A 13,995-nucleotide genomic window follows, 5' to 3' on the forward strand; every position below is an offset into this window, starting at 1 on the left:
CAGATTCAAAAAAGGTGACCCTATGGTCACCTTTTTATTTGTCTCTATTTAATGCTTTCAGAACCAGACGCTACTTTTTGTTAAACATCGCACGAATATTAGCAATGTGTGCCTGTCCTTTTTCCATTCTTTCTTCAGCGGATTGTGGTTTCTTAACGCTTTCCCACTCCACATCATCATGCGGCAACTCGTCAAGGAAGCGGCTTTGTGTTGGCTTAATCAATTCACCGTACTGACGACGTTCACGACACTTAGTAAAAGTCAGCTCTTTCTGCGCTCGCGTAATCCCTACGTACATAAGACGACGCTCTTCTTCTACATTACCTTCATCAACACTGGTTTGGTGTGGCAAGATGCCCTCTTCAGCCCCCATCAAGAATACATACGGAAACTCTAGGCCTTTCGAAGCGTGCAATGTCATTAGTTGAACTTGGTCTGCATCGTCATTATCTTCCCCACGCTCCATCATGTCGCGCAAAGTTAAACGTTGAACAACCTCTCGTAGCGTCTTCTCTTCTTTATCATAGTTGTCACCTTCGAGGTCAGCCACAATCCAGCTATAAAGATCAGATACGTTCTTCATTCGCATTTCAGCGGCTTTCGGGCTTGGAGAGGTTTCGTAGAGCCAATCTTCGTAATTAATGTCACGAACCAAAGAACGAACCGCCTCAACTGTATTACCACGCTCTGCATTATCCGAGATACGAACAATCCAATCGCTGAAACGACGCAGGTTTTCCAAACCACGGCCCGTCAGCGTTTGCTCTAAACCCATTTCGAAGCTGGCTTCAAACAGACTTTTACCGCGCATGTTGGCGTAGCTGCCTAATTTTTCCAGCGTAACAGGGCCGATCTCACGACGCGGCGTATTCACAATACGCAGGAAGGCGTTGTCATCATCAGGGTTCACCAACACACGTAGGTAAGCCATGATGTCTTTAATCTCAGCTCTAGCAAAGAAAGAGGTACCACCAGAGATCTTGTAAGGCACACGGTTCTGCATCAAGGCTTTTTCAATCAAGCGCGATTGATGATTACCTCGGTAAAGTACTGCGTAATCTTTATATTCTGTGCGATTCAGAAACTTGTGGGCGATGATCTCGCCGGTAATACGCTCTGCTTCATGCTCTTCATTCTTAGCATTCAGTACCTTGAGCTTTTCACCGTCCGGAATTTCAGAGAACAATGACTTCTCATAGACGTGAGGGTTATTAGCGATCAAGATATTCGCTGCTCGCAAGATGCGACTGGTCGAGCGGTAGTTTTGCTCTAGTTTGATCAAACGTAGGTTCGGGTAATCCTCACCTAGCAGAACCAAGTTTTGTGGTTTTGCGCCACGCCATGAGTAAATAGATTGGTCATCATCACCTACGACCGTCAAACGACCACGTTCACCCACCAGTAAACGAACCAACTCATATTGGCTAGTGTTGGTATCTTGATATTCATCGACCAGCAAATAACGAATACGAGACTGCCAGCGCTCACGCACCTCTTGATTGGTTTTCAGTAACAATACCGGCATCGCGATCAGATCATCAAAATCAAGCGCGTTGTATGCCTTCATCTGTTTCTGGTACATCTCAAAACAGAATGCAAACAACTGCTCTTGTTCGCCTTGAGCTCGAGCTTTCGCCTGATCTGGCGTCAGCATGTCATTCTTCCAATTCGAAATGGTGCTCATTAAAGCGCGCAGCAAATCCTTATCACCATCGATCTGCCTCTCTGTTAGCTCTTTTAACAAAGCTAGTTGGTCTTGGTCATCAAACAGAGAGAAACCCGCTTTCAAACCCAGCGCTTTGTATTCACGACGAATGATGGTTAAACCCATGGTATGAAAGGTCGAAACAATCAGCCCTTTCGATTCGCCCTTACCCAGAGTTTGCCCAACACGCTCTTTCATCTCGCGTGCCGCTTTATTAGTAAAAGTTACCGCAGCAATGTTACGAGCTTTATAACCACATTCCTGAACCAAATAAGCGATTTTATTGGTGATTACACGTGTTTTACCTGAGCCTGCGCCCGCTAAAACGAGGCAAGGACCAGAGACGTATTTCACAGCTTCATCTTGTCTTGGGTTCAGTTTCATTACTTTCTCAACATGGTTAAAAGGTCTATTTGTTCACGCGCGCCTATAATAATGGTGCAACGGTACGAATGCTATGCTCTCTTACACAAGAATTTTACTCTATTTATGCAAAACTCTGTTGCACAAATGTACGTAATTCAGGCTACAATGAATGAACGTTCATTCACTAGTGATTAGTCTATGACCAATAATACATCTCAAGATAAACGCTTACAGATACTCTCTGCTGCGGAAAAGTTAATTGCCGAGGTAGGCTTTCAAGGCTTATCAATGCAAAAATTGGCCAAAGAAGCAGGTGTGGCTGCCGGTACTATTTATCGATATTTCGATGATAAAGACCATTTAATTGAAGATGTTCGCATTCAGGTAACTCAAAGAGTCGCGGACGCTGTTCAAAATGGTGTTAATGATTCAGATTCAATAAAGCTACGTTATAGAACTATGTGGTTAAACATATGGGACCTAGCGGGCACGAACCCTGCAGCAATCAAAAACAGGATTCAGTACGATTCTCTACCTGCAATAAATAGCATGGCATTTAGGGAACTTGAAAGAAAAATGTTTGCCCAAATTGAGCTACTGTTTAACGAGGGTAAAGAGCAAGGAATTTTTAAACCACTCAATAATGAAATTTTAAGTGGTTTAAGTTTAGCCGCTAGCGTGTCACTTGCACGCAAGCACTCTTTAGGTTTTTACCAAATGGATGAGGCCGCATTAGAAGCAGCCATTGAAGCCAGTTGGGACGCAATAATTACACACTAGATCGGAGTTTTGACCATAATGAAAAAGTGGACTTTCTTCATGTTACTCATCGCTGTACTGCTTTTCGGCAGCGTTATCGGGTTCAACATGTTCAAACAACAAAAAATTGCTGAGTACATGGCAAACCGTCCTGAGCCAGAGTTTCCGGTAACGGTGACTGAAGTTCAGCCGATCGACTGGATTCCAGTGATTGAAGCGATTGGTTTCATCGAACCAAACCAAGGTGTAACACTGGCTAACGAAACCAGCGGCGTTATTGATCAAATCTCGTTCGAATCAGGCACTGACGTTAAAAATGGCCAGCAACTTGTTCGTTTAGATTCAGATGTTGAGAAAGCGAACCTGAAAAGTTCGGAAGCGCGTTTACCTGCTGCAAAAGCAAAGTACAAGCGTTACCAAGGTCTATTCAAAAAAGGCTCTATCTCTAAAGAAGCATACGATGAAGCGGAAGCGAACTACTTCTCTCTATCGGCTGATATTGAAAGCCTGAAAGCGTCGATCGAACGTCGTGAAATCCGTGCACCATTCGACGGTAAAGTCGGCATCCGTAATGTGTACCTAGGTCAATACCTGCAGTCGGGTACGGATATTGTTCGTTTAGAAGATACCAGTGTTATGCGCCTGCGCTTTACTGTATCTCAAACAGATATCTCTCGTATCAATGTTGGTCAGGCTATCGACATATTTGTTGATGCTTACCCGGAGAAACCGTTTGAAGGCTCTATCAGTGCCATTGAACCAGCGGTAAGTATCCAAAGTGGTCTTATTCAAGTTCAAGCGGATATTCCAAACAATGATGGCCAACTTCGTAGCGGCATGTTCGCTCGCGCTAACATCATTCTGCCTAAGCTAGAGAACCAAGTAACCTTGCCTCAAACAGCGATTACTTTCACTTTATATGGTGACAATGTATACATCCTTACGGAAGAAGACGGCGTTCAACGTGTTGCTCAACATGTTGTAAAAGTAGGTGAGCGTACCGCTGAGATCGCACACATCCTTGAAGGCGTTAAAGCCGGTGATACAGTTGTAACTTCTGGCCAAGTACGTCTAAGTAACGGTGCCAAAGTTAAGGTTGTTGAAAGTGATGCAATCACTCCACCATCTGAAACACCTAAGCTGTAACTGGAGGCACAATGCGCTTTACTGATGTTTTTATTAAACGTCCAGTTCTAGCGGTATCCATCAGCTTTTTGATTGCGCTGCTTGGTCTACAAGCAATCTTCAAAATGCAGGTGCGTGAATACCCTGAAATGACGAATACCGTGGTAACCGTAACAACGAGTTACTACGGTGCAAGTGCCGATCTTATCCAAGGCTTTATAACCCAGCCCCTCGAACAGGCTGTGGCTCAAGCGGATAATATCGACTATATGACTTCATCTTCTGTACTGGGTAGTTCAACTATCACAGTTAACATGAAGTTGAACACCGACCCGAATGCGGCGCTGTCTGACATACTGGCCAAGACAAACTCGGTGCGTTCTCAGCTTCCAAAAGAAGCCGAAGATCCAACCGTAACCATGTCGACTGGTTCAACGACCGCGGTACTTTATATTGGCTTTACCAGTGATGAGCTCGTATCAAGCCAAATTACCGATTATCTAGAGCGTGTAATCAACCCGCAGCTATTTACGGTAAATGGTGTATCCAAAGTTGACCTATATGGTGGTATGAAATACGCACTGCGCGTATGGCTAGACCCATCAAAAATGGCGGCGGTTAGCCTAACTGCATCTGATGTGATGACGGTACTGAACGCTAACAACTACCAATCAGCGACAGGTCAAGCGACCGGTGAGTTCGTGCTTTACAACGGCAGTGCAGATACTCAGGTATCAAACACTGAAGAATTAGAAAACCTAGTAGTGAAGAGCGGTGAAGGTGAGATCATTCGCCTATCCGACATCGCTAAGGTTTCGCTAGAGAAAAGCCACGACATTTACCGCGCAAGTGCTAATGGTCAAGAAGCGGTTGTTGCAGCTATTAACGCGGCACCAAGTGCTAACCCAATCAACATCGCTGCAGATGTACTTGAGCTTCTTCCTCAACTAGAGAAGAACCTACCAAGCAACATCTCGATGAATGTAATGTACGATTCAACCATTGCGATTAACGAATCAATTCAAGAGGTTATTAAGACCATCCTTGAAGCAGCATTAATCGTATTGATCGTAATTACCTTGTTCTTAGGTTCATTCCGAGCGGTACTGATCCCTATCGTGACTATCCCACTGTCTTTGATTGGTGTGGCAATGGTGATGCAGGCAATGGGCTTCTCTTGGAACCTGATGACACTACTGGCAATGGTACTCGCCATCGGCCTGGTAGTAGATGATGCAATCGTAGTACTAGAGAACGTCGACCGGCATATCAAGCTCGGGGAATCCCCTTTCCGAGCAGCAATTATCGGTACCCGTGAAATTGCGATCCCTGTTATTGCAATGACATTAACGCTAGGTGCGGTATACGCTCCAATCGCGATGATGGGTGGTATCACAGGCTCGCTATTTAAAGAGTTTGCGTTAACCCTAGCTGGTTCAGTTTTTGTTTCGGGTATCGTGGCACTAACGCTATCGCCAATGATGTGTTCAAAAATGCTAAAAGCTCACGCTGAGCCGAGCAAGTTTGAGCAGAAAGTTCACAGCGTGCTGGATGGCATGACTAACCGTTACGAGCGTATGCTTGGTGCGGTAATGCAACATCGTCCAGTATTTATTGGTTTTGCTATCATCGTATTTGCAAGTTTGCCGTTGTTGTTCAAGTTCATCCCTAGTGAGTTAGCACCTTCAGAAGATAAAGGTGTAATCATGTTGATGGGTACAGCACCGTCGAATGCGAACTTAGACTTCATGCAAAACACCATGAACGACGTAAATAAGATTCTGTCTGATCAGCCAGAAGTAGCTTACGCGCAAGTATTTACAGGTGTGCCTAATGCAAACCAAGCTTTTGGTATCGCATCTATGGTTCCATGGAGTGAGCGTGAAGCAAGCCAGTCTGAAGTAGCAAACCGCGTTGGTAATTTGGTGAAAGACGTTCCAGGAATGGCGGTAACTGCATTCCAAATGCCAGAACTACCAGGTGCCGGTTCAGGTCTTCCAATTCAGTTTGTTATTACAACGCCAAACAGTTTTGAAAGCTTGTTCCAAATCACCACAGACATTCTGGCTGATGTCTCTTCAAATCCACTGTTCGTGTATTCAGATCTCGACCTGAACTACGACTCAGCAACCATGAAGATCAACATTGACAAGGATAAAGCGGGCGCATACGGCGTGACCATGCAAGATATCGGTATCACACTCGGTACCATGATGTCAGATGGCTACGTAAACCGTATCGACTTGAATGGCCGTTCTTACGAGGTCATTCCTCAAGTTGAACGTAAATTCCGTTTGAACCCAGAGTCAATGAACAACTACTACGTACGTGCCGCTGATGGTAACGCCGTTCCTCTAGGCAGTTTGATTACGATTGATGTTGTGGCAGAGCCTCGCTCTCTTCCTCACTTCAACCAATTGAACTCGGCTACGATTGGTGCGGTACCGGCTCCAGGCGCTGCAATGGGTGATGCAATTGCGTGGTTTGAAGACACAGCTGCCAATAAGCTTCCAAGTGGCTATAACCATGACTACATGGGTGAAGCACGCCAATACGTAACAGAAGGTAGCGCACTTTACGCGACCTTTGGTTTAGCGTTGGCTATCATCTTCTTGGTATTGGCGATTCAATTTGAATCTCTAAAAGATCCACTTGTTATTATGGTATCTGTACCACTAGCGATTTGTGGTGCCCTAATCGCTCTGGCTTGGGGTGCGGCAACGATGAACATATACTCGCAAGTTGGTTTGATCACTTTGGTCGGCCTGATTACCAAGCACGGTATCTTGATCTGTGAGGTAGCGAAAGAAGAACAGCTACACAATCACAAGACTCGTATTGAAGCGGTAATGGAAGCGGCGAAGGTTCGTCTTCGTCCAATCCTGATGACAACGGCTGCGATGATCGCGGGTCTAATCCCACTAATGTACGCAAGTGGTGCGGGTGCGGCTCAACGTTTCAGTATTGGTATCGTAATCGTTGCAGGTCTAGCGATTGGTACTATCTTCACGCTATTTGTACTGCCAGTGATTTACAGCTACTTGGCTGAAAAACACAAACCTCTGCCTGTATTTGTTGAAGACAAAGACCTAGAAAAGCTAGCTCGCGTCGATGAAGCAAAAGCAGCGCACAGAGAATTAGCTGATAATAAGTAATCACTAAGTCGTAATAACAATAAAAAGGCTACTTCGGTGGCCTTTTTTTGTACGCCATAGGCGACATCTCAAGTGTGATTAAATAGAATAGTGATAAATATTCAGGAGTTTTAATTGATATGTTTGATCCAAAAAAACTAGAGCAGATTGCTAAGCAGATCCACGATTCTATGCCTCAACCAGTAAAAGAGCTTGGTTCAGACGTAGATCAAAAAGTTCGTCAGGTTATCCAAGGCCAACTGAACAAGCTAGACGTTGTAAGCCGTGAAGAATTTGATGTTCAAACACAAGTACTACTGCGCACTCGCCAAAAGCTGACTGAAATGGAACAAAAGCTAACGGACTTAGAAGCAAAGATTGCCGACAAGTAAGCGTAAAGCAAGAAAACTGAAAGGGTTGGTGTGAAAGCACCAACCCTTTTGTATTTCTGAAGATCAATCAAGAACTAAAAGTCGACGAAGACTGATCAAACAATGTTCAAATGTTCATTTGATTGATTTTTAAGACTTTGTTACTAAAAGCAAAAAGGCTTGGTCAACGACGACCAAGCCTTTTTATTAGATGTTGTGTTGCTTATTTATAACTCCAACCTGTAAGGAGTTAGTGATACTGCTTCGCTTTTTCTGCAAATTTATCAGTATCTAAGCGACTAATTAACCGCCTACAGCGATACGCTTCATGTCGCTCATGTAGCTACGTAGCTCTTCACCAATGTACTCTACAGGGTGGTTACGGATAGCTTCGTTTACTTCAATTAGCTTAGCGTTATCAACTTGGTTAGATGTTTCACCTAGACCGCGGCCGATTACGTCAGTTGCTACTGAAGGCATGAACTTCTCACGTAGTAATGGTGTTGCTACGTTAGCGAATAGGTAGTTACCGTACTCAGCAGTATCTGAGATTACAACGTTCATTTCGTAAAGACGCTTACGAGCAACTGTGTTTGCGATTAGTGGAAGCTCATGTAGAGATTCGTAGTAAGCAGACTCATCGATGATACCAGATGCAGTCATAGCTTCGAATGCTAGCTCAACACCAGCACGAACCATAGCAACCATTAGGATACCGTTATCGAAGTACTCTTGCTCTGAGATTTCTACGTCAGAAGTTGGGTAGTTTTCAAATGCAGTTGCACCTGTCTCTTCACGCCAGCCAAGTAGGTTCACGTCATCGTTCGCCCAGTCAGCCATCATAGTGCTAGAGAAGTGACCAGAGATGATGTCATCCATGTGCTTGTTGTAAAGCGGACGCATTAGGTCTTTAAGCTCTTCAGAAAGCTCAAACGCTTTAACTTTAGCTGGGTTAGATAGACGATCCATCATGTGAGTTACGCCACCGAACTTAAGTGCTTCAGTAATCGTTTCCCAACCGTATTGTAGAAGTTTACCTGCGTAGCCTGGTTCGATGCCATCAGCAATCATCTTCTCGTAAGATACGATAGAACCTGCTTGTAGCATGCCACATAGAATTGTTTGCTCACCCATAAGGTCAGATTTAACTTCAGCTACGAATGAAGACTCTAGGCAACCTGCACGGTGACCACCAGTACCTGCAGCCCAAGCTTTAGCGATATCCCAGCCTTCGCCTTTAGGGTCATTTTCTGGGTGAACAGCGATCAATGTTGGAACACCGAAACCACGCTTGTACTCTTCACGTACTTCAGAACCAGGACACTTAGGCGCAACCATAACAACCGTAAGGTCAGAACGTAATTGCATGCCTTCTTCAACAACGTTAAAGCCGTGAGAGTAACCAAGAGCAGCGCCTTGCTTCATTAGAGGCATTACTGTTTCAACAACGTTTGTATGTTGCTTGTCTGGAGTAAGGTTGATAACTAGATCTGCTTGAGGGATTAGCGTTTCGTAACTACCCACAACAAAGCCGTTTTCATCAGCGTTTTTGAATGATTGACGCTTTTCATCAATTGCCGCTTGGCGTAGAGCGTAAGATACGTCTAAGCCAGAATCACGCATGTTCAGACCTTGGTTTAGGCCTTGAGCACCACAACCAACAATTACGATTTTCTTACCTTCAAGATATTCAGCTTCTGTCGTGAATTCTTCACGATCCATGAAGCGGCAACGACCCAATTGGTCAAGTTGTTCACGAAGGTTTAATGTATTGAAATAGTTAGCCATTCTAGGGCACTCCTTTAAAAATAAGTCCGTAAGGTCGATATCTCTCTATCGAATGACTTCATACTAAAACAGACACTCCGTTGCTGAAAGTGATATATTCACAATTAGTTATTGCAATAAATGCAACATGGAAACGATCGCAAAACATGAACATAAAATCTCTACAATTATTTATACATTTATGTGATAGCAAAAGTTTCAGCAAAACCGCTGCTGCTATGCACGTCAGTCCTTCAGCACTTAGTCGTCAGGTACAAAAGCTTGAAGAAGAAACGGGGCAAGAATTGCTTATCAGAGATAACCGCAGTGTTGATCTCACTCCAGCAGGAAAGCACCTATTGCCAGTAGCATTAAGCATCGTTGGAGAGTGGCAGCAATACAATCTTCACCTGAAAGGTGGTGAGCAAGAACTTAAAGGTGAAATTCGCATATTTTGCTCGGTAACGGCTAGTTACAGCCATCTACCTGAGCTCATAACAGAATTCAGAGCTATTCATCCGTACATTGAATTTAAGCTCTCTACAGGCGATCCGGCTCAATCTATCGACAAAATTTTAAATGATGAAGCAGATATTGCTATCTCAGCGAAGCCAGACATTCTTCCCTCAAGATTAGAGTTCGAAACCATCAGCGATATACCACTGTCAGTCATCATCCCATCCGGTGTGAGTAGTTTTAGCCAGCAGCTGCAATCAGATAAACCAAACTGGAATGAAGTACCTTTTATCATCCCAGAAGCAGGTACTGCACGAGAACGTGCGAACGCGTGGTTCAAAAAGATGAAGATAAAGCCCAACATTTACGCTCAGGTATCAGGTCATGAAGCGATCGTAAGTATGGTTGCTCTTGGTTGTGGGGTTGGTATCGCGCCAGACGTTGTAATTAACAACAGCCCTGTGAGAGATAAAGTCGACCGCTTAAAAATAGAGCCAATCAAGCCGTTTGAATTGGGAGTGTGCTGTAAGCGATCGCAGTTAGAAAATCCGTTAATTAGAGCATTTTGGCAGGTCGCTGAAGGTAAATACCTCCAAGACTAGTTATCTATAAGTGATAACAAGCCGGTGTGGAGTCACAGATAAAGAGCACGTTAGTGCTCTTTTTTGTTTTTCTAAACGACAAATATGAAAAAATCCCGCTGATTTCTCAGCGGGCTTTTCAATGGTGGTGGAGGGATAGGGATTTGAACCCTAGAACCGCTATTAACGGTTGCCGGTTTTCAAGACCGGTGCTTTCGACCACTCAGCCATCCCTCCAACAAATTGTCATCAACAGATTAGTACACTGTAGATGTTGTTACGTGTATACACAGGTAACGATATTTAAAGCCTGGCGATGTCCTACTCTCACATGGGGAAACCCCACACTACCATCGGCGCTATTGTGTTTCACTTCTGAGTTCGGCATGGAATCAGGTGGGTCCACAATGCTATGGTCGCCAAGCAAATTTTAAAATTCGGAAAGCTTATCTAAAAGTTATTTCTCTTCAAACGCATTCAAGGTCTGGTACTTCTGAGTCCACAAAACCCCTTGGGTGTTGTATGGTTAAGCCTCACGGGCAATTAGTACAGGTTAGCTCAATGCCTCGCAGCACTTACACACCCTGCCTATCAACGTCGTAGTCTACGACAACCCTTTAGGACACTTATAGTGCCAGGGAAAACTCATCTCAAGGCTCGCTTCCCGCTTAGATGCTTTCAGCGGTTATCGATTCCGAACTTAGCTACCGGGCAATGCCATTGGCATGACAACCCGAACACCAGAGGTTCGTCCACTCCGGTCCTCTCGTACTAGGAGCAGCCCCTTTCAATTTTCCAACGCCCACGGCAGATAGGGACCGAACTGTCTCACGACGTTCTAAACCCAGCTCGCGTACCACTTTAAATGGCGAACAGCCATACCCTTGGGACCGACTTCAGCCCCAGGATGTGATGAGCCGACATCGAGGTGCCAAACACCGCCGTCGATATGAACTCTTGGGCGGTATCAGCCTGTTATCCCCGGAGTACCTTTTATCCGTTGAGCGATGGCCCTTCCATTCAGAACCACCGGATCACTATGACCTGCTTTCGCACCTGCTCGAATTGTCATTCTCGCAGTCAAGCGGGCTTATGCCATTGCACTAACCACACGATGTCCAACCGTGTTTAGCCCACCTTCGTGCTCCTCCGTTACTCTTTGGGAGGAGACCGCCCCAGTCAAACTACCCACCAGGCACTGTCCGTAATCCCGATTCAGGGACCAACGTTAGAACATCAAAACTACAAGGGTGGTATTTCAAGGACGACTCCATCACATCTAGCGACGCAATTTCATAGTCTCCCACCTATCCTACACATGTAGGTTCAATGTTCAGTGCCAAGCTGTAGTAAAGGTTCACGGGGTCTTTCCGTCTAGCCGCGGGTACACTGCATCTTCACAGCGATTTCAATTTCACTGAGTCTCGGGTGGAGACAGCGTGGCCATCATTACGCCATTCGTGCAGGTCGGAACTTACCCGACAAGGAATTTCGCTACCTTAGGACCGTTATAGTTACGGCCGCCGTTTACCGGGGCTTCGATCAAGAGCTTCGACCGAAGTCTAACCCCATCAATTAACCTTCCGGCACCGGGCAGGCGTCACACCGTATACGTCATCTTACGATTTTGCACAGTGCTGTGTTTTTAATAAACAGTTGCAGCCACCTGGTATCTGCGACTCTCGTCTGCTCCATCCGCAAGGGACTTCACTGATAAGAGCGTACCTTCTCCCGAAGTTACGGTACCATTTTGCCTAGTTCCTTCACCCGAGTTCTCTCAAGCGCCTTGGTATTCTCTACCCGACCACCTGTGTCGGTTTGGGGTACGATTCCTTACAATCTGAAGCTTAGAGGCTTTTCCTGGAAGCATGGCATCAATGACTTCACTACCGTAGTAGCTCGACATCGTATCTCAGCGTTAATGAAAGTCCGGATTTACCTAAACTTTCCGCCTACGTACTTGAACCTGGACAACCGTCGCCAGGCCCACCTAGCCTTCTCCGTCCCCCCATCGCAATTGTAAGAAGTACGGGAATATTAACCCGTTTCCCATCGACTACGCCTTTCGGCCTCGCCTTAGGAGTCGACTTACCCTGCCCCGATTAACGTTGGACAGGAACCCTTGGTCTTCCGGCGAGGGAGTTTTTCACTCCCTTTATCGTTACTCATGTCAGCATTCGCACTTCTGATACCTCCAGCATGCCTTACAGCACACCTTCAACGGCTTACAGAACGCTCCCCTACCCCACATACCCTAAGGTACGTAGCCGCAGCTTCGGTGTATAGCTTAGCCCCGTTACATCTTCCGCGCAGGCCGACTCGACCAGTGAGCTATTACGCTTTCTTTAAATGATGGCTGCTTCTAAGCCAACATCCTGGCTGTCTGAGCCTTCCCACATCGTTTCCCACTTAGCTATACTTTGGGACCTTAGCTGGCGGTCTGGGTTGTTTCCCTCTCCACGACGGACGTTAGCACCCGCCGTGTGTCTCCCGGATAGTACTTACTGGTATTCGGAGTTTGCAAAGGGTTGGTAAGTCGGGATGACCCCCTAGCCTTAACAGTGCTCTACCCCCAGTAGTATTCGTCCGAGGCGCTACCTAAATAGCTTTCGGGGAGAACCAGCTATCTCCAGGTTTGATTGGCCTTTCACCCCTAGCCACAAGTCATCCGCTAATTTTTCAACATTAGTCGGTTCGGTCCTCCAGTTGATGTTACTCAACCTTCAACCTGCCCATGGCTAGATCACCTGGTTTCGGGTCTAATCCTAGCAACTGTACGCCCAGTTAAGACTCGGTTTCCCTACGGCTCCCCTAAACGGTTAACCTTGCTACTAAAATTAAGTCGCTGACCCATTATACAAAAGGTACGCAGTCACACCACGAAGGTGCTCCTACTGCTTGTACGTACACGGTTTCAGGTTCTATTTCACTCCCCTCACAGGGGTTCTTTTCGCCTTTCCCTCACGGTACTGGTTCACTATCGGTCAGTCAGTAGTATTTAGCCTTGGAGGATGGTCCCCCCATATTCAGACAGGATATCACGTGTCCCGCCCTACTCGTTTTCACTGATTATGAGATGTCGACTACGGGGCTATCACCCTTTACTGCGGCACTTTCCAGAGCCTTCGTCTGTCTCATTAAAAGCTTAAGGGCTAATCCAATTTCGCTCGCCGCTACTTTCGGAATCTCGGTTGATTTCTCTTCCTCGGGGTACTTAGATGTTTCAGTTCCCCCGGTTTGCCTCCTGTTGCTATGTATTCACAACAGGATACTTACTTATGTAAGTGGGTTTCCCCATTCAGGAATCCCAGACTCAAAAGGTTATTACTACCTAATCTGGGCTTATCGCAAGTTATTACGCCTTTCATCGCCTCTGACTGCCAAGGCATCCACCGTGTACGCTTAGTCACTTAACCATACAACCCGAAAGGGTTTCTATTTGCTTTCACTTTAAAAAGTGAAGACAAATAAGCGTATGGCAACTAACCAAGGTTTTTGGTTGTCATCAAGAAGGGTTAATTCTTGATAACTGTTTGCCGGACTCAATTGTGAATCAAACTAAAGTTTGATTCGAATACAAGACACTTGAATGTGTTTGTTGTGTTTATCTAATGAAAGATAAACATTGAGAACTTTTAAATTTGATTGAATTACTCGTAAGTAATCAATCAGTCAGCTTTCCAAATTGTTAAAGAGCAAGAGTTTTTCAAGTTTTAAACTTTCAAAACCAT

Annotated in this window: 7 protein-coding genes, 1 tRNA gene and 2 rRNA genes; 5 read left to right on the forward strand and 5 right to left on the reverse strand. The window is 45.4% G+C overall.

What is annotated here, in order from left to right; all coding sequences use genetic code 11:
* Window positions 1–70: 70 nt before the first annotated feature.
* A complete protein-coding gene (gene rep / locus AC3CHU_RS15745) occupies window positions 71–2,089 on the reverse strand; it encodes a DNA helicase Rep (protein ID WP_488524892.1) in 2,019 nt (672 codons plus the stop codon).
* Window positions 2,090–2,269: 180 nt separating this feature from the next.
* On the opposite strand from rep, the gene AC3CHU_RS15750 reads away from it, so the two are divergent.
* From AC3CHU_RS15750 to ubiK, 4 genes are all read left to right on the forward strand, one after another.
* A complete protein-coding gene (locus AC3CHU_RS15750; RefSeq protein ID WP_488524893.1) occupies window positions 2,270–2,851 on the forward strand; it encodes a TetR/AcrR family transcriptional regulator in 582 nt (193 codons plus the stop codon).
* A gap of 18 nt (window positions 2,852–2,869) precedes the next feature.
* Window positions 2,870–3,976 carry an efflux RND transporter periplasmic adaptor subunit gene (locus AC3CHU_RS15755; protein WP_488524894.1) on the forward strand — a complete coding sequence of 369 codons (1,107 nt, stop codon included), beginning with the start codon at window positions 2,870–2,872 and terminating at the stop codon, window positions 3,974–3,976.
* Between the two features lie 11 nt (window positions 3,977–3,987).
* The gene (locus AC3CHU_RS15760; RefSeq protein WP_054548022.1) at window positions 3,988–7,110 is read left to right on the forward strand and encodes a multidrug efflux RND transporter permease subunit; all 3,123 of its coding nucleotides are present in this window, start codon (window positions 3,988–3,990) and stop codon (window positions 7,108–7,110) included.
* Window positions 7,111–7,229: 119 nt separating this feature from the next.
* A complete protein-coding gene (gene ubiK, locus AC3CHU_RS15765; protein ID WP_004735787.1) occupies window positions 7,230–7,481 on the forward strand; it encodes a ubiquinone biosynthesis accessory factor UbiK in 252 nt (83 codons plus the stop codon).
* Between the two features lie 282 nt (window positions 7,482–7,763).
* Here ubiK and ilvC read toward each other — a convergent pair whose 3' ends face one another.
* Window positions 7,764–9,248, reverse strand: coding sequence for a ketol-acid reductoisomerase (ilvC, locus tag AC3CHU_RS15770; protein ID WP_102463260.1), 1,485 nt, complete (start codon window positions 9,246–9,248; stop codon window positions 7,764–7,766).
* A 146-nt stretch (window positions 9,249–9,394) separates the two neighbouring features.
* Between ilvC and ilvY the strand changes: the two genes are divergently transcribed.
* Window positions 9,395–10,285 carry an HTH-type transcriptional activator IlvY gene (gene ilvY / locus AC3CHU_RS15775; protein ID WP_054548024.1) on the forward strand — a complete coding sequence of 297 codons (891 nt, stop codon included), beginning with the start codon at window positions 9,395–9,397 and terminating at the stop codon, window positions 10,283–10,285.
* A 125-nt stretch (window positions 10,286–10,410) separates the two neighbouring features.
* Here ilvY and AC3CHU_RS15780 read toward each other — a convergent pair.
* The 3 genes from AC3CHU_RS15780 to AC3CHU_RS15790 all read right to left on the reverse strand — a co-directional run bounded on the left by AC3CHU_RS15780 (window position 10,411) and on the right by AC3CHU_RS15790 (window position 13,680).
* A tRNA-Ser gene (locus AC3CHU_RS15780) sits at window positions 10,411–10,501 on the reverse strand.
* Window positions 10,502–10,572: 71 nt separating this feature from the next.
* Window positions 10,573–10,688, reverse strand: a 5S ribosomal RNA gene (rrf, locus tag AC3CHU_RS15785).
* A 98-nt stretch (window positions 10,689–10,786) separates the two neighbouring features.
* Window positions 10,787–13,680, reverse strand: a 23S ribosomal RNA gene (locus AC3CHU_RS15790).
* Window positions 13,681–13,995 lie beyond the last annotated feature (315 nt).

It is taken from the genome of Vibrio sp. QJM3NY_39, from assembly GCF_057785895.1.